The sequence below is a fragment of the Streptomyces sp. NPDC005494 genome (assembly GCF_042872025.1).
In the GTDB taxonomy this organism is placed as follows: domain Bacteria; phylum Actinomycetota; class Actinomycetes; order Streptomycetales; family Streptomycetaceae; genus Streptomyces.
Window position 1 is genome coordinate 248,896 of record NZ_JBIAJR010000001.1, and the last position, 25,981, is coordinate 274,876.

The following is a 25,981-nucleotide window of genomic DNA, read 5'->3' on the forward strand; positions in this document are numbered from 1 at the left end:
CGCACCCGCACCGGCCACCGTCGCGCAGCCGCGCACCCGTACCGGCCACCGTCGCACGGCGGCGCACCCGTAACCGCCCTCCGTCGCACAGCCGCGCGCCCGTACCGGCACCGTCCGCGCGCGGCGCCGGTGACCCGGCCTACAGTGAAGGTCCGTCGAGGGCTGCCGGAGGGGGTCTGGACGTGAGCGAGGGAAGTGGCGGGGGCGGGCCGGTGGTCCACGGTTTCCCGCATCTCGACGCCGTACGGTCCGCGATCACGGCGCTGTACCGGCGTCTGTCCCCCGAGGGTGTGCGCTCGTACGCCGCGAGCCTGTCCCCCGCGGAGGTGGCCTTCTCCGACGTGGACGACCTGTATCCGGGCGCGCAGCGGGTGGCGGGCGCGCTGGTACGGCATCTGCGGCTGCCGCAGGCGCGTGTCGTCGTCGGCTTCCGGCGGATGGAGCACGCCGCGAGTGTCGAGCTCACGGCCGGGCCCGAGTACTTCGTCGAGCTCAACGACCGCTTCCGTACGCACCGGCGGGACATCGGCGCCGCGCTCGCGCACGAGATCACCCATGTGCTGCTGCACCGGCTGGGGTTGGAGCTCCCCGGTACCCGGGAGAACGAGATCCTCACCGACACGGTGACGGCCTACCTCGGGGCGGGCTGGCTCCTGCTCGACGCCTTCCGCCAGGACGCGGTCTCCAGCCAGAAGCTGGGCTATCTCACCCCCGAGGAGTTCGGCTACGTGCTCGCCAAGCGCGCGATGGTGTTCGGGGAGGACCCGTCGGTCTGGTTCACCAGCCCTCAGGCGTACACGGCGTACACCAGGGGGCGGGCGGAGGCGTTGCGTGATCTGCAGCGGCCGCCGCTGACCGCCGCGGGATGGGCGGGCCGGCGCCGCTACGCCAAGGAACGTCGGCTGGCCGGGGACCGTCCGGGCGCGGGCCGGGACCCGTCCCTTCCGTACGCCTTCGAGACCGGGGCGGAGGGGTTGCGGGTCTCCTTCACGTGCCCCGTCTGTCACCAGCGCGTCCGGGTCCCGGTCCGCGGCAGGACGCGGGCCCGGTGCGGGCTGTGCCGCACGGTCCTGGAGTGCGACACCTGAGCAGGGTTCGCGGACGGGTGGCCGTAGGGTCGGTGTATGACGAATCGTCCGGATGGTGTCGACAGCCTCTTCGAGGCGTTGTACGACGGTGAGAACGCCGTCGTCGGGGCGCTGCGTACGGGCGTCTCTGCCGAGTCGGCCGACGCGGAGGGGACGACCGCGCTGTATCTGGCGTCCGTGCAGGACCTTCCCGGAGCGGTGCGGCTGCTGCTGGCGGCGGGTGCGGACCCGAACCGGGCGAGCGGGCCGGACCAGGGCGACCTGCCGTTGTGCGGGGCGGCCTGCGGTGGCCACGCCGAGGTGGTCGAGGCGCTGCTGGCGGCGGGTGCCGAGCCCGATCTGAGCGAGGAGTTCGGCTTCACGGCGCTGCGCTGGGCTGCGGGCCTCGGTCATGCGCGGGTGGTGGAGATCCTGCTCGCCCATGGTGCGGACCCGGACCTGCCGGGCCCGCACGGCGAGGTCCCGCTGCTGGTCGCGGCCCGGCGGGGGTCGGTGCACACCGTGCGGGCTCTGCTCCGGCACGGTGCCGGCAACCTGGCACCCGCCTTGGAGGAGGCCCGGCGTGGGCCGGCGTCGGACGTGGAGCAGGAGCTGCGGAGCGCGCTGCGGAGCCTGTACGGGGACGAGGGGCACGCGTACGAGGTGCGCCGGGCGCCGCAGGACGGCGGGGTGACCGTCACGGTCGAACTGCTGCGGGACGGCGTGCCGTTCGCGTCGCAGGACCGGCAGACGGGGCACGGGGCGATCGCGACGCTCCTGGAGGACGCGCTGGGGCTGAGGGCGCCGTTCGAGGAGCTGGCGGTCAGGGCGTTGCGGGGCGGCGGGCCGGGGGTCGACAACTGGCTGGTGGCGGTGGGGACCCTGTGGCAGCGCGGCGACGAGGAGACGTTCCAGGCTGCCGCGGCCTGGACGGTGAGCGGGGATCCGCTGCGGCAGCTGTTCGGGGTGGACGTGCTGGCGCGGCTCGGGTTCCACGCGGGCGCCAGGCCGTTCGCCGAGCGGGCGGTGCCGCTGCTGCGTGAGCTCGCCCGGGCCGGGGCGCCGGTGGCGGCCGAGGCGGCGGTGCGTGCGCTGGGCATGTACGGGGAGGGGCCGGGGGACGCCGGGGGCGCGGGCCCCGGCGGATACGCGTAGGCGCCCGCACCGCCGGGCCGGCCCATGAGGCCGGCCCGGCTGTGGGGCGCCGGGCGTGGTGACGGGCGAGGCCGGTCACCACGCCCCGGTACCAGGGTTTTCGTACGGATCGGCGGGCTCGGCGAGCCCTGCGTGCTCCGGACGGGAGGGGCCCTAGGCGGCCCGGCGGCCACGCCCGGGCGCGTTGCCGCGCCCGGTGCCACCGGCGCGGCCGGAGCCGGCCGCGCGGCCTGAGGCGCCCGCGCCGCCGCGGGTCGCGCCGGTGCCCGGTGCGGCGGCCGAGCCCGCGCCCGTACCGCCACGACGTCCACGGCCTCGGCTGCCGGAGCGGAAGGACCCGCCGGTGCCCGCGCCGGAGCCGTTGCCCGTGCCGCGCGTACGAGGCTTGGGCTGCGTGGGCTGCGGAACCTCTATGACGACCGCGACACCGGACGGCTCACGGGCGCCCGTGATCTTGCTGAGCTCCTCGTCGCTGGACTTGATCCGGGTGGTGCGCGGCGCGATGCCCGCGTCCTGCATCAGCCGGGTCATGTCGCGCTTCTCCTCGGGCAGCACGAGCGTCACGACGCTGCCGGACTCCCCGGCGCGCGCCGTGCGCCCGCCGCGGTGGAGGTAGTCCTTGTGGTCGGTCGGCGGGTCCACGTTGACGACCAGGTCGAGGTCGTCGATGTGGATGCCGCGGGCCGCGACGTTCGTCGCGACGAGCGCGGTGACCTGGCCGTTCTTGAACTGGTCCAGCGTCCGGTTGCGCTGCGGCTGGGACCGTCCGCCGTGCAGGGCCGCGGCCCGCACACCGCTGGCGAGGAGCCGCTTGGCGAAACGGTCGGCGGCACGCTTGGTGTCGACGAACATGATCACCCGGCCCTCACGGGCGGCGATCTTCGTGGCGACGGCCTTCTTGTCGGTCTCGTCCAGGACGTGGAGCACGTGGTGCTCCATCGTGGTGACGGCACCGGCGGACGGGTCGACGGAGTGCACGACCGGGTCGGTGAGGAACATCTTGACCAGCCGGTCGATGTTCTTGTCGAGGGTGGCGGAGAAGAGCATCCGCTGCCCGTCGGGCTCGACCTGCTTGAGCAGCGCGACGACCTGCGGCATGAAGCCCATGTCGGCCATCTGGTCGGCCTCGTCGAGGACGGTGATCGCGACCTGGTCGAGTCGGCAGTCGCCGCGCTCGATGAGGTCCTTCAGCCGGCCGGGGGTGGCGACGAGCACTTCGGCGCCGCGGCGCAGCGCGCCGGACTGCCTGCCGATCGACATGCCGCCGACGACGGTGGCGACGCGCAGGTTCACGGCGGTGGCGTAGGGGGTCAGCGCGTCGGTGACCTGCTGGGCGAGCTCACGGGTGGGGACGAGGACGAGCGCCAGCGGGGCGTGCGGCTCGGAGCGGCGTCCCGCGGTGCGGGCGAGCAGGGCCAGGCCGAAGGCCAGGGTCTTGCCGGAACCGGTGCGGCCACGGCCGAGGATGTCCCGGCCGGCCAGCGAGTTCGGCAGGGTGGCGCCCTGGATGGGGAAGGGGTCGGTCACGCCCTGTGCGGCGAGGGTCTTCAGCAGCGCGGCGGGCATGTCCAGCTCGGCGAACGCCTCGACGGCGGGCAGCGCGGGAGTCATGGTCTCGGGCAGCGCGAACTCGCCGCCCTGCGCGGGCGCGGGCCTGCGGCGGGCGGGTGCCCTGCCGGCTCCACGGGTGTTCGCCTGCGGCCGGTTCGCTCCGCGCCCTGCGGTCGGGCGGTTGCGGGTCGGTCGGTCCTGGCGTTCGGAGCGGGTCATACGGAATTGCCCTCCTGGGGGATTCCTGGGATTGCTTGGTGTGTCTGCCGCCTGCTGCGGACTGCTCGATGTGCGCCCCAGGATGCATGCACAGAGCAGATGTCCCGGCGGAAAGGCCGACGGGAGCCGGACGAGCCGGAAACAGCACAAACCGGGGCCCGCACCTTGACGGTGCGGGCCCCGGTTGCGAGGTACGCGTCCGGAGATTAGGCCGGGACGATGTTCTCCGCCTGCGGGCCCTTCTGGCCCTGCGTGACGTCGAAGGAGACCTTCTGGCCCTCCTGGAGCTCACGGAAGCCCTGGGTGGCGATGTTGGAGTAGTGGGCGAAGACGTCGGCGCCGCCGCCGTCCTGCTCGATGAAGCCGAAGCCCTTTTCCGAGTTGAACCACTTCACGGTTCCAGTAGCCATGTCATTCTCCTAAAAGAGGTGCAGTGCCGGAAATCCGCACTTTACGAATTCCAAGTCGCCGCATTGAGCCCCATCCGGAGAAAGCCGGAAAACAATAAAGCGCCTGATGGAGGGTTCCCGTCAGGCGCACATAAAGTTCATGGGTACCAAAACTGCAACTGGGCAACCGTAGCACGTTCTGTCGCGGAGCGGCAGATCACTCCGTACCGGCGCGCCGGAGATTTCCGCCCGCGCGGTGGGTGGCGGGGGCTGTTCACGGTGGGTTCCCCACGCTTTCCCGCACGCCCCCCAGGCAGTTCCCCCAAGGGTCCACGGGGGTTCACCCGGCGACGGAGGCATGCGTTCCGGACGTCGGCCGGCAGCGGCGCGGGGCACGCACGGTTCACCTGAATGCCACACGCGCGCCCGCGCCACCGCGCGCGCGAGGAAGGGGGATTCCGCCGGATCCGCCCCGTACCGTCACCCGGATTCGCCCCACGCCGTTACGCCGTACGGGTGCCCCGGGCCCCCGGGCCGGGGAGGGGCTGCCGGAGCCCCGAGCGGCCCCCGAGCCGGGCGGTGTCCATCCACGCCAGGCGGCGTCATCCACGCCGGGTTGTGTCACCGCGCGGCGCGAGGCCGTCCAGCAGCAGGGCGAGGTACGCGTGGGCGAGGTCGGCGGGGCCGTGTGCGCCGTCCGGCCGGTACCAGGAGGCCGCACCCCAGACCGCGTCACCGATGAAGCGGGCGGTGAGCCCGATGTCGGGGCCGGCGCTGAGCGTCCCTTCGGCGGCTCCACGCTCCAGCGTGCGGAGCCACACGTCCTCGAACACCGGCTGAGCCTCCGCGAGGTACCGGAAGCGGGGCCGGGTGGCGAGGTGCGCCGCCTCGGTCCGGTAGATGGCGGCGGCCGCAGGGTTCCGCCCGATCTGCCGGAAGGACTCGGCCACCAGGGCTTCGAGCGTCTCCCCCGGGCCGAGTCCGGAGCCGAGCACGGTGTCGTACGCGGTCCGGAGCCCGGCCAGGAAGGTGGAGAGGATCTCGTCCACCATCGATTCCTTCGAATCGAAGTGGTGGTAGAGGCTCCCGGCGAGCATCCCCGCCTCGTCCGCGATCCCGCGCATGGTGGTGGCGTCGTACCCCTGCGCGGCGAAGACCTCTGCGGCGACGGCCAGCAGTTCGGGGCGACGCCCCGGCCGCGAGGCCGCCGTGGGCTTCTTCTTGGTAGGCACTCCCCCATTGTCCGCCCGGCCGCGGGCCGCCCGGGACCGCGTGCCCGCAGGTCAGGGCGTCACGACTCGCGGACCGGGCTGTCGTCGCCCCTCCTGCGCAGGGTGCGCAGCGGCCGGCCGGGGCGCCAGACCTGAAGGACGATGTCGTCGCCGTCGAGCCCGGTGCGGACGACCTCGGCGGGGTCCGCGCGGAAGAGGAGGAAGGGCTCGGGCGGGGTCACCTCCTCGACGAAACGGGCGCGTACGGCGGGGTCGGTGACCTCCACCGCCAGGCCGGAGACGCGGATGTCCCCGTCGGCCATCTCGGCGTCCGGGCCCGGATTGGCCTGGATGGCGAAGCGGGGGTCGCGGCGCAGGTCGAGTGCCTTGCGGGAGTTCGGCATCATGCCGAGCCACAGGGTGTCCATCCGGAACTCGACCTCCAGGCCGGTGACCCGGGGGGAGCCGTCCTTGCGCAGGGTCGCGAGGACGTGGTGCTTGTACAGCTGGAACCGCTTCTGCACGGTGTCGGCGAAGGCCGGCTCCGCCGCGCGGAAGTCCTGCCAGGTGCTGGGTGTGGTGCTCGATGTCATGGATGCCATCGAACCCCTTAATCAGGACATCTGCTGTCGGGCTTTGTCGCGTGTCCTGGGATCGGCGCGGGGAATCGTCCCTGTCCTGGTGTCCGCGCCTCGCAGCGCGGCCCCGCACCCTGTCACGGCGACGGGCGGCCACACCGCTGGAGCGCGCTCATCCGACGATCCCCTGGGCGCGTGCGGACGCCAGCCACTGCGGGAACTCGCCGACCAGCCGGTCGTAGAGCTCGGAGTCCGCGACGGCCCGGGGGTCGGGGCCCGCATGGAAGAAACCGGCGTTGTCGATGGGGCGTTTCTCCGGCACGGCCAGTTCGTCGAGTCTGCGCAGGAAGTCGAACTGCGAGCTGCGCTTGTCGCCGAAGCCGATGAACTGCCAGAACAGCGGCAGCTTCGCGGCTTTGCAGAGGTGGCGTTCCGCCGCGAACTTGCTGATCGGGCCGCCGTCCGTCTGGAAGACAACGAGGGCGGGTGCGGTCGAGCCGCTGTCGAGGTAGTGGTCGATGACGGCGTCCATGGCCAGGTGGTAGCTGGTCCTGCCCATGTGCCCGAGGCCGGCCACGATCGCGTCGATACGGCCGTGGTGGTTGTCGAGGGCTATGTCGGTGACGGCGTCGACGTCCGTGGAGAAGAAGACGACGGGTACCCGCCCGTCGTCGTACAGGTGGGCCGAGAGACCGAGGACCCGGTCGGCGAGGGCCTGGACGCTTCCGTCCTTGTAGTACTCCCTCATCGAGCCGGAGAAGTCGAGCACCAGGTGGACGGCGACCCGCTCACCGCTCAACCCGTGTTTCTCCAGGGAGATCTGCGCGCTCCGGTAGGGGCCCGCGAGCGCCGGGGCCTGCTCGTGGACCTTGCGCAGACTGATGGCCGGACCTGCGGGCGTGGGTGATCCGGTCATGCCGGCTCCGATCCGTGTGCGGGCTCGTGTGCCCTTGCGCCGGCGGGAGTTCAGAGCGTAGGACACCGGGCCCGGCCCCAGGTGTGCCGCTTCGCGGGGCGGTTCGCTATCTTGAGCTGCCGCCGCCCCAGCGGCCGCCCCTCCTGCCCGTCCACGAATGAAGGAGCCGGCCATGGAGGCCGCCGCCACCACGTGTTATCGCCACCCGTCGTACGAGACGTATGTGCGCTGCACCCGCTGCGACCGCTACATCTGCCCCGACTGCATGCGTGAGGCCGCCGTCGGCCATCACTGCGTGGAGTGTGTGAAGGAGGGGCAGCGCTCGGTGCGCCAGGCCCGCTCACTCTTCGGCGGTGCGGTGCCCACGGCCACCACTCCCCTGGTCTCGTACGTGCTGATGGCGCTGAACATCGTCGCGTACGTCGTCGAGGTGGTCCGGGCCGACACGGTGGACCGGTTCGGGATGCTCGGGGCGGTGCTGGTGGACCCGGCGGGCGGGCAGTACTACTACGAGGGCGGGACCTACCCCGGTTTCGAGCTGACGGGGGTGGCGGACGGGGAGTGGTACCGGCTGGTGACGGGGGCCTTCCTGCATCTGCCGCCCGACTCGTCGTTCGGTGTGATGCACCTCGTCTTCAACATGCTGGCGCTGTGGAATCTGGGCCGGGTCGTGGAGGGCCAGCTCGGCCGGGCGCGGTACCTGGCGCTGTATCTGCTGTCCGCGGTGGGCGGTTCGGTGCTGGTGTACCTGGTGTCGCCGGAGACGACGGCGGTCGGCGCCTCGGGGGCCATCTTCGGCCTGGCGGCGTCCTTCTACGTCATCAACCGCCGTCTGGGCCGGGACATGCGGGCGGTCAACCGCTTCATGGCCGGGTTCCTGCTGTGGATGGTGATCTCCGCCGCGTTCACCTCGTGGGAGGGCCACCTCGGCGGGCTGCTCACCGGTGGCCTGGTGACGTACGGACTGGCGTACGCGCCGGCGAAGCTCCGGACGTCCGCGGCCCAGCTGGCCGGTGGTGCGGTCCTGGTCGTGGTGCTGGCCGTCGTGGTCGCCGCGCGGACGGCCTCCCTGACGGGTGCGGCCTGACCAGGACCCGCGCGTCCGGCGGGACTTGGGGGAGGTGGCACGGGCCCTGTCCGGTGGACTACGTTGTCGCGATGACTACCGGGACGGCCTCGCGCCACACACGGATCGGTGACCCGGCTCTCCCCTGAGCGCCGTACGCGCCTGCGCGGGTCCGGACCGGGACCGAGGGTCCGGTGCCGCCGCGCGGGCTCCGCCTCCTGTCGTGCTGACCACAGTCCAGCACGTCGACCACGACAGGAGATCTCATGCGCACCCGGACACGGACACTGCACGTTCCCACCGCGGACGGCCGGGCCGACGCCTTCGCCGCCTTCCCCGACGACGGTGAGCGGCACCCGGGGGTACTGATGTACCCGGACGGCTTCGGGGTCCGCCCCGTACTGCGGGACATGGCCCGCGAGCTGGCGGGGCACGGCTATCACGTACTCGTCCCCAACCTCTTCTACCGGCACGGCCCGGCACCGGTGATCGAGCTTCCCGAACACATCGGGGAGGAGGCCAGGCAGACGCTCTTCGCCCGGCTGATGCCCCTGATCGAGGCGCACACGGCACAGCGCACCCTGAGCGATGCCGAGGCCTACCTCGCATTCCTCACCGGCCTGCCCGACGTCGGCACCGGACCGGTCGGGGTGACCGGCTACTGCATCGGCGGGCTCCTCGCGGTACGCACCGCCGCGGCGCACCCCGGCAGGGTGGCCGCCGTCGCCGCGTTCCACGGGCCCGTGGGCGCCGACGGGCCCGGCGGCCTCGCGGGGCTGACCGCCCAGGTCCACTTCGGCCACGCCGAGGGCGACATGACGCCGGAGTCGCTGGGCGAGCTCGACCGGGCCCTGGAGAAGGCGGGCGTCGGCTACACCTCCGAGGTCTACCCCGGCACCGTGCACGGCTTCACGATGGCCGACACGGACGCCTTCGACCCGGCCGCGCTGCGGCGCCACTGGGACCGGCTGCTGCCCCTGCTGGGACGCACGCTGTCCGACGGCTGAGGCCCCGGATCCCGCGGTCCTCCCCCGCCCCGCCCGTCCCCCTGCCGGCGAGGGGCGTGACGAGGAACCCGCCGGTCCACGGCGTGCGTACGCCTTCTGGGATCATCGTCCCATGGCAGGAGATCTCTCGGCGGGGGAACCCGGGTCCGGCGGGCCCGGTGAGGGCCCGCGCAGCCTTCTCCGGCGGCTGCACCCGCTCGACTGGCTGGCCGGCGTCCTGCTGGCCGTGGGGCTGCTCGCGGTGGTGACAGGGCTGCTGCCCCCGGAGCCCGCCGCTGCGGAGATGCGGCGCGTCGGGCCGCTGCTGGTGTTCCTCGGCACCGTGATCGTGATGGCCGAACTGACGGGCCGTGCGCAGGTCTTCGACGTGGTGGCGGCCTGGGTGGCGCGCGCGGGGCGGGGGCGGTATCCGCTGCTCTTCGGTCTCTGCGTGCTGTTCGCCTCGATCACCACGATCACGCTGAACCTGGACACCACGGCGGTGCTGCTCACCCCGGTCATGCTGGCGCTGGCCGGCCGGGTGGGGATCGCGGCGGTGCCGCTGGCGATGACGACGGTCTGGCTCGCCAACACCGCGAGTCTGCTGCTGCCCGTCTCGAATCTGACCAATCTCCTGGCGGCGGACCGGGTGGCGCTCTCGCCGTCCGGTCTCGCCGCGGTGATGTGGCTGCCCCAGCTCGCGGCGATCGCCGTGACGGCGGCGTGCCTGTGGGTCTTCTACTGGCGGCGGGGCCGGCGGGGCACCGACCGGTACGTTCCGCCGGACGCGCCGGTGGCCGGGGATCCGGTCCTGCTGCGGATCTGTGCGGTGGCCTGCGCGGGTTTCCTGCTGGCGATCCTGGTCGCGGACGTTCCGCTCTGGTCGGCGTCGCTGACGGCGATGGTGGTGGTCGTGGTGGCGTTCGCCGTGCGGCGCAGGCAGGAGCTGCGGCTGTCGCTGGTGCCGTGGCGGCTGCTGGTCCTGGTCCCGGGGATGTTCCTGGTGGTCGAGACGATCGACGCGCACGGGCTGCACGAGTTGCTGGAGTCGCTGCTGGGCACGGACGAGGGCTTCGTGGGGATGCTGCGGACGGCGGCGGTGGGGGCGGGGCTGTCGAACGTCCTGAACAACCTGCCGGCGTATCTGGCGGGCGAGGCGGTCGTGCCGGTGGGGAACCAGCAGCAGTTGCTGGCTCTGCTGATCGGCGTCAATGTGGGGCCGCTCGTCACTCCGTGGGCGTCGCTGGCGACGCTGCTGTGGTTCGAGCGGTGCCGCTGGCAGGGGACGCGGATCGCGATGGGCCGGTTCATGGGGACCGGTCTGGTGCTCGCGGTGACGGGCACCCTGGCCGCCGTGTGCGCGCTGGCGCTGGTCGGCTGAGCCCGCGGGGCCGTGGCGGGCCCCCGACACGCCGCAGCGCCCGCCCTGGTCCGGTCGGGGACGAGGCGGGCGCCGCGTTCAGTTCCGTACGCCGTTGTACGGGACGTCTGTGTGCCGTGGAGTCAGACCGTCAGTGAACGGTCCGTCGGGCGGATCGGGGCGGGCAGTGCGCTGGCCCCGGTGAGGAAGCGGTCCACGCCGCGCGCCGCGGAACGGCCCTCGGCGATGGCCCAGACGATGAGCGACTGGCCACGGCCCGCGTCACCGGCGACGTAGACGCCGTCGACGTTGGTCGCGTAGTGCTCGTCGCGGGCGATGTTACCGCGCTCGTCGAGTTCGAGGCCGAACTGCTGGACGAGGCCGTTGGCCTGGTCGGTGCCGGTGAAGCCCATGGCCAGGGTGACGAGCTGGGCCGGGATGACCCGCTCGGTGCCGGCCTTCTGCTCCAGCTTGCCGTCCTTGAACTCCACCTCGATGAGGTGCAGGGACTGGACGTTGCCGTCCTCGTCGCCCTCGAAGTGGGTGGTGGAGACGGAGTAGATCCGCTCGCCGCCCTCCTCGTGCGCGGAGGTGACCTTGTAGAGCATGGGGAAGGTCGGCCAGGGCTGGTTGGCGTTACGCTCCGCACCCGGCTGGGGCATGATCTCCAGCTGGGTGACGGAGGCCGCGCCCTGGCGGTGTGCGGTGCCCACGCAGTCGGCGCCGGTGTCGCCGCCGCCGATGACGACGACGTGCTTGCCCTCGGCGGTGATCGGGGAGACCGTCAGGTCGCCCTCCTGCACCTTGTTGGCGAGCGGGAGGTACTCCATCGCGAAGTGCACGCCGTTCAGCTCACGGCCCGGGACGGGCAGGTCGCGGGAGACGGTGGCACCGGCGGCGATGACGACCGCGTCGTAGCGGCGGCGGAGCTTGGCGGCGTCGATGTCCTTGCCGATCTCCACCTCCGTGCGGAACTTGGTGCCTTCCGCGCGCATCTGCTCGATGCGGCGGTTGATGTGCGACTTCTCCATCTTGAACTCGGGGATGCCGTAGCGGAGGAGTCCTCCGATGCGGTCCGCGCGCTCGAAGACGGCGACGGTGTGGCCGGCCCTGGTCAGCTGCTGGGCTGCGGCGAGACCCGCCGGGCCCGAGCCGATGACGGCGACGGTCTTGCCGGAGAGGCGCTCGGGCGGCTGCGGGGTGACGTCTCCGCTGTCCCACGCCTTGTCGATGATGCTGACTTCGACGTTCTTGATGGTGACGGCGGGCTGGTTGATGCCGAGGACGCACGCCGACTCGCAGGGAGCGGGGCACAGCCGGCCCGTGAACTCCGGGAAGTTGTTCGTGGCGTGCAGACGCTCCGACGCCGCCGACCAGTCCTCACGGTAGGCGTAGTCGTTCCACTCGGGGATGAGGTTTCCGAGGGGACAGCCGTTGTGGCAGAACGGGATGCCGCAGTCCATGCAGCGGCCGGCCTGCTTGCTGATGATCGGGAGCAGCGAACCAGGAACGTAGACCTCGTTCCAGTCCTTGACGCGCTCGCCGACGGGGCGGGTCTCGGCGACCTCGCGTCCGGTGGTCAGGAAGCCCTTGGGGTCAGCCATTGGTCGCCGCCTCCATCATCTTCTCGGTGGTCTCCTGCTCGGAGAGACCGGCGAGCTCAGCGGCGTCCTTGGCGGCGAGCACTGCCTTGTAGGTGGACGGGATGATCTTGCTGAAGCGGGCGACGGCGGAGTCCCAGTCGGCCAGCAGCTTCTCGGCGACCGTGGACCCGGTCTCCTCCTGGTGGCGGCGCACGACGTCGTGCAGCCACTGCTCGTCGGTGTCGTCGAGCGTCTCGACGGCGCCGATGTTGCCGGTGTTGACGTTGTCGAGGTCCAGGTCGATGACGTACGCGACACCGCCCGACATGCCTGCGGCGAAGTTGCGTCCCGTCTCGCCGAGGACGACCGCGTGACCGCCGGTCATGTACTCGCAGCCGTGGTCGCCCACGCCTTCCGAGACCACCGTGGCGCCGGAGTTGCGGACGCAGAAGCGCTCGCCGGTCCTGCCGCGGAGGAACAGCTCGCCGCCGGTCGCACCGTAGCCGATGGTGTTGCCGGCGATGGTGGAGTACTCGGCGAGGTGGTCGGCGCCGCGGTCGGGGCGGACGATGACGCGGCCGCCGGAGAGGCCCTTGCCGACGTAGTCGTTGGCGTCGCCCTCCAGGCGCAGCGTCACACCGCGCGGCACGAAGGCGCCGAAGGACTGGCCCGCGGACCCGGTGAAGGTGATGTCGATGGTGTCGTCGGGCAGGCCCGCACCGCCGAACTTCTTGGTGACCTCGTGTCCGAGCATCGTGCCGACGGTGCGGTTGATGTTGCGGATCGCGATCTGTGCCCGGACGGGCTGGGCGGCTTCGGCGCTGTCGGCGCCCAGGGCGTCGGCGGCGAGCTTGATCAGCTCGTTGTCGAGTGCCTTGGCGAGGCCGTGGTCCTGCTCGTTGACGCAGTGGCGCACCGCGCCCTCGGGGAGCTCGGGTACGTGGAAGAGGGGATCGAGGTCGAGTCCCTGGGCCTTCCAGTGGGTGACGGCCCGCTCGGTGTCGAGGAGTTCGGCGTGGCCGACGGCCTCCTCGATCGTGCGGAAGCCGAGCTCGGCGAGGATCTCGCGGACCTCTTCGGCGATGAACTCGAAGAAGTTGACGATGTACTCGGCCTTGCCGGAGAAGCGGTCACGCAGGACGGGGTTCTGCGTGGCGATGCCGACCGGGCAGGTGTCGAGGTGGCAGACGCGCATCATGACGCAGCCGGAGACGACGAGCGGCGCGGTCGCGAAACCGAACTCCTCGGCTCCCAGCAGTGCGGCGATGACGACGTCACGGCCGGTCTTGAGCTGCCCGTCGGTCTGCACGACGATGCGGTCGCGCAGGCCGTTGAGCAGCAGGGTCTGCTGGGTCTCGGCGAGGCCGAGCTCCCAGGGGCCGCCCGCGTGCTTGAGCGAGGTGAGCGGAGAGGCGCCCGTACCGCCGTCGTGGCCGGAGATGAGGACGACGTCCGCGTGGGCCTTGGAGACTCCGGCCGCGACCGTGCCGACGCCGACCTCGGAGACCAGCTTCACGTGGACGCGAGCCGCCGGGTTGGCGTTCTTGAGGTCGTGGATCAGCTGAGCCAGGTCCTCGATGGAGTAGATGTCGTGGTGCGGCGGGGGCGAGATCAGGCCGACACCCGGGGTGGAGTGCCGGGTCTTGGCGACCCACGGGTAGACCTTGTGGCCGGGCAGCTGGCCGCCCTCGCCGGGCTTGGCGCCCTGGGCCATCTTGATCTGGATGTCGTCCGCGTTGACCAGGTACTCGCTGGTGACACCGAAGCGGCCGGAGGCGACCTGCTTGATGGACGAGCGGCGTGCCGGGTCGTAGAGCCGCTCGGCGTCCTCGCCGCCCTCACCGGTGTTGGACTTGCCGCCCAGCTGGTTCATGGCGATGGCGAGGGTCTCGTGCGCCTCCTGGGAGATGGAGCCGTACGACATGGCGCCGGTGGAGAAGCGCTTGACGATCTCCGACGCGGACTCGACCTCGTCGATGGAGATCGGCTCGCGGCCGCTCTTGAAGCCGAAGAGTCCGCGGAGCGTCATGAGGCGCTCGGACTGCTCGTTGACCCGGCCGGTGTACTTCTTGAAGATGTCGTACCGGCGGTTGCGGGTGGCGTGCTGGAGGCGGAAGACCGTCTCCGGGTCGAACAGGTGCGGCTCACCCTCGCGGCGCCACTGGTACTCGCCGCCGATCTCCAGCGCGCGGTGCGAGGCGGAGATGCCGGAGGCGGGGTACGCCTTGGCGTGCCGGGCGGCGACCTCCTTGGCGACGACGTCGAGTCCGGCGCCGCCGATCTTGGTGGCGGTGCCGTTGAAGTACGTGGCGACGAAGGCGTCGTCGAGGCCGACGGCCTCGAAGACCTGGGCGCCGCGGTAGGAGGCGACGGTCGAGATGCCCATCTTCGACATGACCTTCAGGACGCCCTTGCCGAGGGCGTAGATCAGGTTGCGGATGGCCAGCTCGGGCTCGATGCCCTCGATGAACGTACCGGCGCGGACGAGGTCCTCGACGGACTCCATCGCGAGGTAGGGGTTGACGGCGGCGGCGCCGTAACCGATGAGCAGCGCGACGTGGTGGACCTCGCGGACGTCCCCGGCCTCGACCAGCAGGCCCACCTGGGTGCGCTGCTTGGTGCGGATGAGGTGGTGGTGGACGGCCGAGGTGAGCAGCAGCGAGGGGATCGGCGCGTGCTCGGCGTCGGAGTGCCGGTCGGACAGGACGATGAGGCGGGCGCCGTCCTCTATGGCGGCGTCGACCTCGGTGGTGATCTGCTCGATCCGGGCGGCGAGGGCGTCGCCGCCGCCGCTGACGCGGTAGAGGCCGGACAGGGTCGCGGCCTTCATGCCCGGCATGTCGCCGTCGGCGTTGATGTGTATGAGCTTGGCCAGCTCGTCGTTGTCGATCACCGGGAACGGCAGCGTGACGGCGCGACACGCGGCGGGGGTCGGCTCCAGGATGTTGCCCTGGGGGCCGAGGGTGGAGCGCAGCGAGGTGACGAGCTCCTCGCGGATGGCGTCCAGCGGCGGGTTGGTGACCTGTGCGAAGAGCTGGGTGAAGTAGTCGAAGAGCAGCCGGGGGCGCTCGGAGAGCGCGGCGATCGGCGAGTCGGTGCCCATGGAGCCGAGGGGCTCGCCGGCGGTGCGGGCCATCGGGGCGAGGAGGACGCGGAGCTCTTCCTCGGTGTAGCCGAAGGTCTGCTGGCGGCGGGTGACCGAGGCGTGGGTGTGGACGATGTGCTCGCGCTCGGGGAGGTCCTCGAGCTCGATCTCGCCGGTTTCCAGCCATTCGGCGTACGGGTTCTCGGCGGCCAGGGACGCCTTGATCTCGTCGTCCTCGATGATGCGGTGCTCGGCGGTGTCGACGAGGAACATCTTGCCGGGCTGGAGGCGGCCCTTGCGGACGACCTTGGAGGGGTCGATGTCCAGGACGCCGACCTCGGAGGACAGGACGACGAGGCCGTCGTCGGTGACCCAGTAGCGGCCGGGGCGCAGGCCGTTGCGGTCGAGGACCGCGCCGACCTGGGTGCCGTCGGTGAAGGTGACGCAGGCCGGGCCGTCCCAGGGCTCCATCATCGTGGAGTGGTACTGGTAGAAGGCGCGGCGGGCCGGGTCCATGGAGGCGTGGTTCTCCCATGCCTCGGGGACCATCATCAGCACCGAGTGCGGCAGCGAGCGGCCACCGAGGTGGAGCAGCTCCAGGACCTCGTCGAAGGACGCCGAGTCGGAGGCGTCCGGCGTGCAGACGGGGAAGATCCGCTCCAGGCTCTCCGCGCCGAAGAGGCTGGAGGCGAGCTGGGACTCGCGGGCCCTCATCCAGTTGCGGTTGCCCTTGACCGTGTTGATCTCGCCGTTGTGCGCGACGAAGCGGTACGGGTGTGCGAGCGGCCAGCTCGGGAAGGTGTTGGTCGAGAAGCGGGAGTGGACCAGCGCGACCGTGGTGGCGAAGCGGCGGTCGGAGAGGTCCGGGAAGAACGGCTCCAGCTGCCCGGTGGTGAGCATGCCCTTGTAGACGATCGTGCGTGCGGAGAGCGAGGGGAAGTACACCCCGGCCTCACGCTCGGCGCGCTTGCGCAGGACGAAGGCCTTGCGGTCCAGCGCGATGCCGGTGCTGCTCCCGTCGGCGACGATCAGCTGGCGGAACTCCGGCATGACGGCGCGGGCGCCGTTGCCGAGGATGTCCGGGGTGACCGGGACCTGGCGCCAGCCGAGGACGTCGAGGCCCTCCTCGGCGGCGATCTTCTCGATCTGCTTGACCGCGTCGGTGGAGTCCTCGGCGGGCAGGAAGGCGATGCCGACGGCGTAGGAGCCGGCCTCGGGGAGTTCGAACGAGACCTCTTCGCGGAGGAAGGCGTCCGGGACCTGAAGGAGAATGCCGGCACCGTCACCCGAGTCGGGCTCGGATCCTGTGGCGCCGCGGTGTTCGAGGTTGCGCAGTACGGTCAGCGCCTGCTCGACCAGCTCATGGCTGGCCACACCGGTCAGAGTGGCCACGAACCCGACGCCACAGGCGTCGTGCTCGTTACGGGGGTCGTACATCCCCTGCTGGGCGGGGCGACCGTCCATGGGCGACCAGGCGTCGGAACGCATCGGCTCTCCCGTCGTCGTCGTGGCATGTGCTGTGCCGAGGGACGACGCTGGCCCTCTGCGAAATTTCGTGCAGGTTACATGATGGAACGCTTCTCAAAAAGCGAATAGTCCGTTCCACCATGCGGACACCACGAAGCCGTGGTGGGGGTGGGTCATGATCGAACGCGTCCGTGTGGATCACTGTCCGGGGAGACCGCAGAGAGCAGGCGTCGTTGCCCGCGGTGTCTACGGCTATTGCCCAGCGGTCATCGAATCGAAACCGCCGGGTAACGGCTACTTATGTGTAGCGCTGCATAGCGTCTCACTTTAGGGTGCGCCTGCCCCATCCGCCCAGTGACGTGCGCCAAGACGTACGTCACACCGGTGCAACACCGCACGGCGCCCCGGAAGTCCCGCGCGTGCCGCCGGGTTCGGGGGCACCTCAGCCGACGGCCACGCCGAAGAGCGCGCCCAGTCCGTAGGTGATCGCCGCGGCGGCTCCGCCGAGCACGAGCTGGCGCAGTCCGCTGAACCACCAGCTCCGCGCCGTCACCCTGGCGACCACCGCACCGCAGCCGAAGAGGCCGACGAGGGCGAGCAGGACGGCGGGCCACAGCTGGGTCGCGCCGAGCAGGTAGGGCAGCACGGGGAGCAGGGCGCCGAGCGCGAAGGCGCCGAAGGAGGAGAAGGCGGCCACGAGCGGCGAGGGCAGATCGCCGGGGTCGATGCCGAGTTCCTCGCGGGCGTGGATCTCCAGGGCCTGTTCCGGGTCCCTGGACAGCTGCCGCGCGACCTCCTGGGCGAGCGCGGGCTCCACGCCGCGCGACTCGTACAGCGCGGCGAGCTCCTCCATCTCGTCCTTGGGGTGCTTGCGCAGCTCACGGCGCTCCACGTCGAGCTCCGCCTCGACGAGCTCACGCTGCGAGGCGACCGAGGTGTACTCCCCCGCGGCCATGGAGAACGCGCCGGCCGCGAGTCCGGCCATGCCCGTGATGACGATGGTCTGGTGCGAGACCGCCCCTCCGGCGACGCCGGTCATCAGGGCGAGGTTGGAGACGAGCCCGTCCATGGCGCCGAATACCGCGGGCCGCAGCCAGCCGCCGTTGACGTCACGGTGGGTGTGGTTGTCGCGGTGGGCCTCGTGCAGTACGGCGTCGGTCTCGATGATGGACACAGCTCTCCCCTTTTCCGGGAGCGGTGTCCCGATGTTCCTCCCCCGCTCCGCACCCTCGAAAGTACGCACGAAAAACGCCTCTCGCCAGCAAGGAAGGCCGAACTTACCTGCCGTGAGGGCATCACCCGGGCGGCCGATTTGTACGAAATGCGGGCCTCGCTGCCGCTCATTCGGGGAAGCCTCGTACATCCGGTGATTCCGGGTGGGAGCGAAGGGGCGACACGATGGAGCTCATGGCGGACGGCTCGGCGGCGGGTACGGCGGACCGGGCCCGGGGGGCGTTGCTGGGGCTCGCGGTGGGTGACGCGCTCGGCGCCCCGGCGGAGAACATGCGCCCGTCGGAGATCCGCCGCCGCTGGGGCCGTATCGAGGGCTTCGTCAGCGACGACCCGGCGGGGACCGACGACACGGAGTACGCGATCTTCTCCGGGCTGCTGCTGGCCAGGCACGGCTCGGCGCTCACGGTCTCGCACGTCGAACGGGCCTGGCACCACTGGATCGCCGATCTGGACGAGGGCCCCTTCCGCGGAGCGGGCTTCAGCGAGCGCGGCACCCTGGAGAATCTGCGGCGCGGTCTCGCCGCCCCCATCTCGGCCCAGCACCGGCACGCGTGGAGCGACGGTCTCGCGATGCGGGCGGCGCCGTTCGGTGTGTTCGCGGCGGGGCGGCCCGCCGAGGCCGCCCGGCTGGTCGCCGTGGACGGCCGGGTCAGCCATGACGGGGAGGGCATCTACGGCGGTCAGGCGGTGGCGGCCGGGGTGGCCGCCGCGATGGTGGGAGCGGGGCTCGCCTCGGTGATCGCGGCGGCGCTCTCGGTCGTGCCGATGGATTCCTGGACGGCCCGCTCGCTGCGCCGGGCGGTCTCGGCGGCCCAGCGCCCGTACCCGGACAGGCTGGCGGCGGAACGCGCGGTGCGTTCGGCGGTGGTGATCGGCGGCTACCCGTGGACGGACCTGGCGCCGGAGGCGGTCGGCCTCGCCTTCGGCGCCCTGACGGCGGCGCGCGGCGATTTCCGTGAGGCGGTGCTCACGGCCGTGAACATGGGCCGGGACGCCGACACCACCGCGGCCGTCGCGGGGGCGCTGGCCGGTGCCCTGCACGGGGCGTCGGCGATCCCCCGGGACTGGTCGGCGGCCATCGGGCCGGTGCGGGGCAGCTGCCTGCCGTCGATGCGCGGCTACCACGTCCTGGACATCGCGGAACTGCTGACGCCGGACGACGCCGAGGACCCCCGGCCCGCTCCGGGAGCCGTGGCCGCGTCCGCCCCTCTCCCCACCCCGCACGAGGCGCCCGGTACGCCGCGTTCCGGCGGGCGCTCCGGTGCGCCGGGTGCCGGAGCGGCGCCGCCCGGGGACCGGGCGTGGCAGGAGCCGGTCCGGCGTGCGGGGCGGGGCGTCCGGTGAGCGCCGCCCGCCCGGCCCCGCAGGGCGCGTCCACGTCGGCGCCGGACACCGCCCCTCACGTGGCCATCAGGATCACGGCCGCACCGGCCGCCACCGAGGGCGCCCGGGAGACGGGGTCGCCCGGCAGGCGGGCCAGGATCGAGGGGCTGCTGCTGGGGCTGGCGGCCGGGGACGCCGCGGGCTGGCCCGCCGCGCGGCACAGGGCGGCGAGGATGCCCGAGTGGACCAGGCGGCTCACCCGGGAGCTGGACACCTTCGCGGAGCAGAACGCGACGACGACGCTGCCCGTGCCCATCGCGCTCAACCAGCCGCCGGAGCCGCTGCGGCTCGGGCCGTCCGACGACGCCGAGTGGGCGGCGTTCGCCGCCCGCACCGTGCTGTCCGCGGCGGCGGACCACGCGCCGGGCCTCTCGGCGGCGCACCGGATGCGGGACGCGATCGACCGGTCGTGGAACGCGCTGGCCGCGAAGGTGGCCGCCGCGAGCGCCCGTGCGCCCGAGGTCGAGGCGGCGGTCCTGCCGCTGCGGGCCCGGATCTCCGTACGGGCCGGGCTCGGCAACCTCGCCGCCGGGCTGCGCCCGCCCGCCACCGGGCACGACAATCCGCACTACTTCGACGACGCGGCCTGCGTGCGGGCCGTCGTGCTCGCGGTCGTGCACCCCGGGGACCCGGCGGCGGCGGCCGAGCTCGCCGAGTTCGACGCCCGGTACACCCAGGACGGTGACGGGGTGCACGGCGCGCGCGCCCTCGCCGCCGCGATCGCCGAGGCGCTGGCCGGGTCGGATGTCGAGACCGTGGTGAACGCGGCGCTCGACCGGCTGCCCGAGGGCACCGAGATCGCCCGCAACGCCGTCCACGCCGTGCGGCTGGCCCGGGAGTTCGCGGACGAGGCGGCCGGCGCCTTCGCCCTCGTGCCCGTGCTGGAGCATCAGATCGTGGACCACGTCTACAGCTACGGGATCGCGGCGGCCGAGACCGTTCCGGTGGCCCTCGCCCTGACGACCGCGGCCCGGGGCGCCTTCGCCCAGGCGGTGCCCGCGGCGGCCTGCCTGTCTCGGGTCGCCGACTCCGCGCCCGCCCTGGCGGGGGCGCTGACCGGCGCGCTGGGCGGTGCGGCCACGGTGCCGGCGGGCTGGCGGGAGGCCTGCCGCACGCTGGCCGGGTGCGCGCTGCCCCGGCTCGCGGGGACGGACCTCATCGAACTCGCCGGGCTGCTCGCAGCCACGGAACCGGCGGCTCCGGGTGGACAATCCCGGCATGACACACAAAACATCCGAACTGCCCGAGGCGGCCACGACGCTCACCCTGGATGACCGCGTCACCGGAGCGCTGGTGGGCGCCGCCGTGGGTGACGCGCTCGGCGGTCCCGTCGAGGGCTGGACGCCCGAGCAGATCGCCGAGCGCCACGGCGGCAGGGTGACCGGGGTCGTCGGGCCCTGGTTCGGCGACGACTGGCGCACCGCCCGCCCCATCGCCCCGTACCACAAGGGCGACGGGCACGTCACCGACGACACCCTGATGACCCACGCGCTGGTGCGGGTGTACGAGACGGTGCGCGGCCACCTCGACGCGTACTCCGTCGCCGACCACCTCGTACCGGACCTGATGTCCCGGCCCCGGTGGATTCCGGAGCTGGAGGCGGAGGCGCTCCCCCTGCAGCGGATCTTCCTCGCCGAGAAGTGGATCGTCACACGGCTGCACTACGGTCACGCCGACCCCCGTGAGGCGGGTTCGGGGAACGTCGTCAACTGCGGGGCGGCCATGTACATGGCCCCGGTCGGGCTGGTGAACGCCGCGCATCCGGAGGCGGCGTACGCGGAGGCGCTGGACGTCGCGGGGGCGCACCAGTCCTCGTACGGGCGTGAGGCGGCGGGGGTGCTGGCCGCGGCGGTGGCCGCCGCGTGCGCCCCTGGCGCGACCCCGGCCTCCGTCGTCGAGGCCGCTCTGGCGCTCGCCAAGGACGGCACCCGCTCGGCGATCGAGTCGGTGTGCGAAGCGGCCTCCCGCTACACGGACTTCGAGTCCGCGCTGATCCCGCTGCGCGCCGCCGTCGCCCCCTTCGACACGGTGGGCCCGCACTACCGCGAGCCCTCGCTGGGCGCCCGGCGGCCCTCCCGGCTCCACTCCATCGAGGAGCTCCCGGTCGCGCTGGGCATGCTCCTCGTCGGCGGGGGCGACTACCGGCACACGGTGCTCGGGTCGGTCAACTACGGGCGGGACTGCGACTCGATCGCCACCATGAGCGGGGCGCTGGCGGGTGCGCTCCACGGCGAGCAGGCGATCCCCGCCGGATGGGTGAAGACGGTCGCCGACGCGAGCCGCCTCGATCTGCACGCCCCGGCGAAGGCCCTCGCGGAGGTCGCACGCGAGGTCTTCGCGCAGGACACCGCGCGGCGCCGGGCCCACGAGGCGGCCTTCGCCGCGCTGACGGGCGACGAACGGTGACCGTCCGCCTGACGTGGGTGCAGCCCGAGGACCTCGTGGGTCACGAGCTGCGCCAGGCCGCGCAGGACGGCAGGGACGCCGGGGAGATCGAGCGGTGCTGGCGCGAGGCGGGTGGCGCGCCTGCCCCGGAGCGCGCCGGCGCCTCGGAGCCCGGCGCGCCGCGCCGGCTGCGCGCCCTCGCCGAGCGGCTGCTCGACGAACTCGCCCTGCTCCGGAGCCCGCTGGCCGGGGACGAGCCGACCGCGCTGCCCGCGATCCGTGCCGCCTGCCCGCGCTGGCCCGCCCCCCGTAGCCGGCCGGCTGCCCTCGGGCCCGAGCGCCTGCACGCGGCGTGGCTGGGGCGGGCGGCGGGCTGTCTGCTCGGCAAGCCCGTCGAGAAGCTGCCGCTGGAGGGCATCCGCGCACTGGCGCGAGCCACCGGCAACTGGCCGCTCACCACCTGGTTCACCGCCCGGGGGCTGCCGGGGGAACTGGCCGCCGCCTACCCGTGGAACCGGCGCTCCGCCCCCACGTCCCTCGCCGAGAACATCGACGGGATGCCGGAGGACGACGACCTCAACCACCCCCTGCTCACCGTGTTGCTGCTCCAGAGATACAGACGCGGGTTCCGCACCTCCGACCTCGCCCGGCTGTGGCTCGACGAGCTCCCGGCGGGACGGGTGTTCACCGCCGAACGCGTCGCGTACCGCAATCTGCTCGACGGCGTCGAGCCGCCGGACACCGCGCGTCACCGCAACCCGTTCCGGGAGTGGATCGGCGCGCAGATCCGGGCGGACGTGCACGGCTGGACCCACCCCGGCGACCCGGGGGCCGCGGCGGAACAGGCGCACCGGGACGCGGCCCTCACCCACACGGCCAACGGCGTGTACGGGGCGATGTTCACCGCGGCAGCTCTGGCCGAGGCGGCGGGCGGCGAGACCGATGTGCACGGGTGCCTGGCCGCGGGGCTGCGTGTGGTGCCGCCCCGGTCCCGCTATGCGGGCGCCGTGCGCCTCGGCATCGACACGGCGCGTTCCGGGGAGGACTTCGACACGGTCGTGGACCGGCTCCACGCCGTCTACGCACCCACCCACCACTGGGTGCACGTGCTGCCCAACGCCGCGCTGCTGGCCGCCGCCCTCACCCGTGCGGACGGGGACTTCGGCCGCTCCATCGGCCTCGCGGTCTCCGGCGGCTGGGACACCGACTCCAACGGGGCGACGGCCGGCTCCCTCGCGGGCCTGCTCGCCGGCCGGTCCGCGGAGCTGCCCGACCACTGGACGGCCCCGCTCAAGAACCGCCTCGCCACGTCCGTATCCGGATTCGGCTCCATCGGCTTCGACACTCTCGCGGAACTGACCTACCAGGAGGTACACCGCCCATGACAGCGATCGCGGTGCTCGGCAGCACCAACATGGACGTGGTCGCCTACGTCGCCCGTGCACCCGGGCGCGGCGAGACCGTCACCGGACGCGAGCTGCGGACGGTCCCCGGCGGGAAGGGCGCCAACCAGGCCGTCGCCGCGGCCCGCGCCGGGGGCGAGGTGGTGATGATCGGCGCGGTGGGGACCGACGAGTACGGCTCCAGGCTCCGGACGAATCTGGAGCACGCGGGCGTGGACACGGATCTGCTGCACACCGCCGCCGGACCCAGCGGCACCGCGCACATCGTCGTCGACGACGAGGGGGCCAACGCCATCGTGGTGATCCCCGGCGCGAACGGCACCGTGACCGCACTCGGCCCCGGTGAGAAGGCGGCCGTCGCGGCGGCCGGCCTGCTGCTCCTCCAGCTGGAGCTCCCCATGACCGCCGTGACGGAAGGGGCCATGACGGCGAAGGCGGCGGGCGTCCGTACGATCCTCACGCCCTCCCCCGTACAGCCCCTGCCCGCCGGGCTGCTGGACTGCGTCGACCTGCTGGTCCCCAACGAGCACGAGGCCGCGGAGCTCACCGGGCGGACGGACCCCCGTGCGGCGGCCCAGCTCCTGCTGGGGCAGGTCCCCGAGGTCGTGATCACGCTCGGCCGCAAGGGCTGCCTGTACGCGGCCAGGGGCGGCGAGCCCGTGCTCTTCCCGGCTCCCGAGGTCACCGCCGTCGACACGACCGCGGCCGGGGACACCTTCGTCGGCACACTGGCGGTGGCGCTCGGGGAGGGCCGGCCCGTCCCCGAGGCGGTGGCCTGGGCCTCCTGCGCCGCGGCGCTCTGCGTGCAGCGGCCCGGTGCCTCGACGTCCATGCCCTACCGCAGTGAGATCGATGCCTCATGACCGCAGCCGCTCCCACGGGCCCGCCGCCGCTCGCCGGCCTGCGGGTCCTGGACCTCGCCACCCTGTTCGCCGGGCCCCTCGCGGCCACCATGCTCGGAGACTTCGGGGCCGAGGTCATCAAGGTCGAGCACCCCCGCAAGCCCGACCCGTCACGCGGCCACGGCCCCGCGAAGGACGGGATCGGCCTGTGGTGGAAACTGCTCGGCCGCAACAAGCGCACCCTGACCCTCGACCTGTCGAGTCCGGGCGGGCGGGACGTGCTGCTGCGGCTGGCCGCGGACACCGATGTGATCATCGAGAACTTCCGGCCCGGCACGCTGGAGCGCTGGGGCCTGGGCTGGGAGGAACTGCGGGAGGCCAATCCACGTCTGGTGCTGGCCCGGGTCACGGGCTTCGGCCAGTCGGGCCCGTACGCGCACCGCCCCGGCTTCGGCACGCTCGCCGAGGCGATGAGCGGCTTCGCCGCCGTCACGGGGGAACCGGACGGTCCGCCGACGCTTCCGCCCTTCGGTCTCGCCGACTCGATCGCGGCCCTCGCCACGGCGTACGCGGTGATGACGGCGCTGGCGGGACGTGACGTGACCGGGGGCGGACAGGTGGTGGACATGGCGATCATCGAACCGATCCTGACCGTGCTGGGGCCGCAGCCGCTCTGGTACGACCAGCTCGGCTACGTCCAGCCGCGCACCGGCAACCGCTCACGCAACAACGCGCCCCGCAACACCTACCGCACCGCCGACGGGCACTGGGTCGCCGTGTCGACGTCCGCCCAGTCGGTCGCGGAGCGCGTGATGCGCCTGGTGGGGCGCCCCGAGCTGATCGAGGAACCGTGGTTCTCCGCCGGGACGACCCGGGCCGAGCACGCCGACGAACTGGACGAGGCCGTGGGCCACTGGATCGCCCGGCGCACCCGGGAGGAGGCGGTGGACGCGTTCGAGAAGGCGGAGGCGGCGATCGCGCCGATCCATGACGTACGCGAGGTGATGGAGGACCCCCAGTACCGGGCGCTGGGCACGATCACGGAGGTCGAGGACCCGGAGCTGGGGACGCTGCGGATGCAGAACGTGCTCTTCCGGCTGTCGGAGACCCCGGGGGCGATCCGCTGGGCGGGCCGTCCGCACGGGGCGGACACGGAGGAGATCCTGGCGGAGCTCGGCCTCTCCGCGCCGAGGATCGCTGCGCTGCGGGACGAAGGGGCCCTGTGAGCGGCGGGGCGGTGGCGCTGACCTGGCTGTACGTGCCCGGGGACCGGCCGGACGTGGTCCGCAAGGCGCTCGGCGCGGGTGCGGACGTGGTGATCGTCGACCTGGAGGACGCGGTCGCGCCGGACCGCAAGGAGTACGCGCGCTCGGCGACGGCGGAGCTCCTCGCGGATCCCGTCACGGCGGACTCGATGGCGGTGCCGGTTCATGTGCGGGTCCACGGCGAGGAGGACGTGAAGGCGCTGGCGGGGCTGCCGGGACTGGCCGGGATGCGGCTCCCGAAGATCACGCACGCGGGTTCGGTGCACCATGTCGCGGCGCTGGCTCCGGGTGTGGCGCTGTACCCGCTGCTGGAGTCGGCTCTGGCGATCGAGCACGCGTACTCGATCGCGGGATCGCACCACGCCGTACGGGGCATCGCTCTGGGCGAGGCGGATCTGCGCGCGGACCTGGGGGTGCGGGACGACGCCGGGCTCGACTGGCCGCGCAGCCGCGTGGTCGTCGCGGCCCGGGCGGCCGGGCTCGCCCCGCCGGTGATGTCGGTGTACACGGACGTCCGGGACGTGTCCGGGCTCCGTGCGTCCTGCGCGCACGGCCGGGATCTGGGCCTGCTGGGCCGGGCGGCGATCCACCCGAGGCAGCTGCCGGTCATCGAGCGGGCGTTCCGCCCGACGGCCCGGGAGGTCGAGGCGGCGGAGCAGATCCTCGAGGCGTCCCGCGACGAGGCGGGCGCTCAGGCGCTGCCGGACGGAAGGTTCGTCGACGCGGCGGTGGTGGCGACCGCGGAACGTACGCTCTCGCTGGCGCGGCGCTGAGCCCCGGCACACGCGAAGGGGCCGCCGGACCTGTGCGGTCCGGCGGCCCCTTCAGCGGTCTGCG

General features: G+C 72.8%; 20 protein-coding genes. 12 read left to right on the forward strand and 8 right to left on the reverse strand.

Going from position 1 to position 25,981, the window contains the following annotated elements; genetic code table 11:
• The first annotated feature begins 182 nt into the window (after positions 1-182).
• Positions 183-1,088 (forward strand): hypothetical protein, encoded by a 906-nt coding sequence (locus tag ACFYQ6_RS01150; RefSeq protein ID WP_388759624.1) that lies wholly within the window; start codon positions 183-185, stop codon positions 1,086-1,088.
• Between the two features lie 36 nt (positions 1,089-1,124).
• Complete coding sequence (locus tag ACFYQ6_RS01155) at positions 1,125-2,222, forward strand: ankyrin repeat domain-containing protein (RefSeq protein ID WP_388759627.1); 1,098 nt, start codon at positions 1,125-1,127, stop codon at positions 2,220-2,222.
• Positions 2,223-2,375: 153 nt separating this feature from the next.
• Here ACFYQ6_RS01155 and ACFYQ6_RS01160 read toward each other — a convergent pair whose 3' ends face one another.
• From ACFYQ6_RS01160 to ACFYQ6_RS01180, 5 genes are all read right to left on the reverse strand, one after another.
• Positions 2,376-3,992: a DEAD/DEAH box helicase gene (locus tag ACFYQ6_RS01160; protein ID WP_388759630.1), complete on the reverse strand. Its 1,617-nt coding sequence runs from the start codon at positions 3,990-3,992 to the stop codon at positions 2,376-2,378.
• A 206-nt stretch (positions 3,993-4,198) separates the two neighbouring features.
• Positions 4,199-4,402 (reverse strand): cold-shock protein, encoded by a 204-nt coding sequence (locus ACFYQ6_RS01165; RefSeq protein ID WP_015607926.1) that lies wholly within the window; start codon positions 4,400-4,402, stop codon positions 4,199-4,201.
• Between the two features lie 581 nt (positions 4,403-4,983).
• Positions 4,984-5,613, reverse strand: a complete 630-nt coding sequence (locus tag ACFYQ6_RS01170; RefSeq protein WP_361583327.1) for a TetR/AcrR family transcriptional regulator — start codon at positions 5,611-5,613, stop codon at positions 4,984-4,986.
• A 59-nt stretch (positions 5,614-5,672) separates the two neighbouring features.
• Positions 5,673-6,194, reverse strand: a complete 522-nt coding sequence (locus tag ACFYQ6_RS01175) for a pyridoxamine 5'-phosphate oxidase family protein (protein ID WP_361583330.1) — start codon at positions 6,192-6,194, stop codon at positions 5,673-5,675.
• 148 nt (positions 6,195-6,342) lie between these two features.
• Positions 6,343-7,086 carry a VWA domain-containing protein gene (locus ACFYQ6_RS01180; RefSeq protein ID WP_388759635.1) on the reverse strand — a complete coding sequence of 248 codons (744 nt, stop codon included), beginning with the start codon at positions 7,084-7,086 and terminating at the stop codon, positions 6,343-6,345.
• 172 nt (positions 7,087-7,258) lie between these two features.
• Between ACFYQ6_RS01180 and ACFYQ6_RS01185 the strand changes: the two genes are divergently transcribed.
• The 3 genes from ACFYQ6_RS01185 (at position 7,259) to ACFYQ6_RS01195 (ending at position 10,519) form a co-directional block, all read left to right on the forward strand.
• Positions 7,259-8,173 (forward strand): rhomboid family intramembrane serine protease, encoded by a 915-nt coding sequence (locus ACFYQ6_RS01185; protein ID WP_388759638.1) that lies wholly within the window; start codon positions 7,259-7,261, stop codon positions 8,171-8,173.
• 245 nt (positions 8,174-8,418) lie between these two features.
• Positions 8,419-9,159, forward strand: coding sequence for a dienelactone hydrolase family protein (locus ACFYQ6_RS01190; RefSeq protein ID WP_388759641.1), 741 nt, complete (start codon positions 8,419-8,421; stop codon positions 9,157-9,159).
• 112 nt (positions 9,160-9,271) lie between these two features.
• The gene (locus tag ACFYQ6_RS01195; RefSeq protein ID WP_361583341.1) at positions 9,272-10,519 is read left to right on the forward strand and encodes an SLC13 family permease; all 1,248 of its coding nucleotides are present in this window, start codon (positions 9,272-9,274) and stop codon (positions 10,517-10,519) included.
• 122 nt (positions 10,520-10,641) lie between these two features.
• Here ACFYQ6_RS01195 and ACFYQ6_RS01200 read toward each other — a convergent pair whose 3' ends face one another.
• The 3 genes from ACFYQ6_RS01200 to ACFYQ6_RS01210 all read right to left on the reverse strand — a co-directional run bounded on the left by ACFYQ6_RS01200 (position 10,642) and on the right by ACFYQ6_RS01210 (position 17,807).
• Positions 10,642-12,102, reverse strand: a complete 1,461-nt coding sequence (locus ACFYQ6_RS01200; protein ID WP_361583344.1) for a glutamate synthase subunit beta — start codon at positions 12,100-12,102, stop codon at positions 10,642-10,644.
• Positions 12,095-16,654 carry a glutamate synthase large subunit gene (gene gltB, locus ACFYQ6_RS01205; RefSeq protein ID WP_361583347.1) on the reverse strand — a complete coding sequence of 1,520 codons (4,560 nt, stop codon included), beginning with the start codon at positions 16,652-16,654 and terminating at the stop codon, positions 12,095-12,097. Before gltB ends, ACFYQ6_RS01200 begins: the two co-directional genes overlap by 8 nt.
• A gap of 421 nt (positions 16,655-17,075) precedes the next feature.
• Positions 17,076-17,807, reverse strand: a complete 732-nt coding sequence (locus ACFYQ6_RS01210) for a VIT1/CCC1 transporter family protein (RefSeq protein ID WP_361583350.1) — start codon at positions 17,805-17,807, stop codon at positions 17,076-17,078.
• A 224-nt stretch (positions 17,808-18,031) separates the two neighbouring features.
• Here ACFYQ6_RS01210 and ACFYQ6_RS01215 point away from each other — a divergent pair, with 224 nt between their 5' ends.
• From ACFYQ6_RS01215 to ACFYQ6_RS01245, 7 genes are read left to right on the forward strand one after another with little or no spacing between them, the layout of a single operon-like run.
• Positions 18,032-19,210: an ADP-ribosylglycohydrolase family protein gene (locus ACFYQ6_RS01215; RefSeq protein WP_361583353.1), complete on the forward strand. Its 1,179-nt coding sequence runs from the start codon at positions 18,032-18,034 to the stop codon at positions 19,208-19,210.
• Entirely contained in the window at positions 19,207-20,523 is a 1,317-nt protein-coding gene (locus ACFYQ6_RS01220) for an ADP-ribosylglycohydrolase family protein (protein ID WP_388759646.1), read from the forward strand. Before ACFYQ6_RS01215 ends, ACFYQ6_RS01220 begins: the two co-directional genes overlap by 4 nt.
• Positions 20,468-21,655 (forward strand): ADP-ribosylglycohydrolase family protein, encoded by a 1,188-nt coding sequence (locus tag ACFYQ6_RS01225; protein WP_388759649.1) that lies wholly within the window; start codon positions 20,468-20,470, stop codon positions 21,653-21,655. Before ACFYQ6_RS01220 ends, ACFYQ6_RS01225 begins: the two co-directional genes overlap by 56 nt.
• A complete protein-coding gene (locus ACFYQ6_RS01230) occupies positions 21,652-23,019 on the forward strand; it encodes an ADP-ribosylglycohydrolase family protein (protein ID WP_388759651.1) in 1,368 nt (455 codons plus the stop codon). Before ACFYQ6_RS01225 ends, ACFYQ6_RS01230 begins: the two co-directional genes overlap by 4 nt.
• Positions 23,016-23,900, forward strand: a complete 885-nt coding sequence (rbsK, locus tag ACFYQ6_RS01235; RefSeq protein WP_361583362.1) for a ribokinase — start codon at positions 23,016-23,018, stop codon at positions 23,898-23,900. Before ACFYQ6_RS01230 ends, rbsK begins: the two co-directional genes overlap by 4 nt.
• Positions 23,897-25,105 (forward strand): CaiB/BaiF CoA transferase family protein, encoded by a 1,209-nt coding sequence (locus ACFYQ6_RS01240; protein WP_388759654.1) that lies wholly within the window; start codon positions 23,897-23,899, stop codon positions 25,103-25,105. Before rbsK ends, ACFYQ6_RS01240 begins: the two co-directional genes overlap by 4 nt.
• The gene (locus ACFYQ6_RS01245; RefSeq protein WP_361583368.1) at positions 25,102-25,917 is read left to right on the forward strand and encodes a CoA ester lyase; all 816 of its coding nucleotides are present in this window, start codon (positions 25,102-25,104) and stop codon (positions 25,915-25,917) included. Before ACFYQ6_RS01240 ends, ACFYQ6_RS01245 begins: the two co-directional genes overlap by 4 nt.
• Positions 25,918-25,981: the final 64 nt, after the last annotated feature.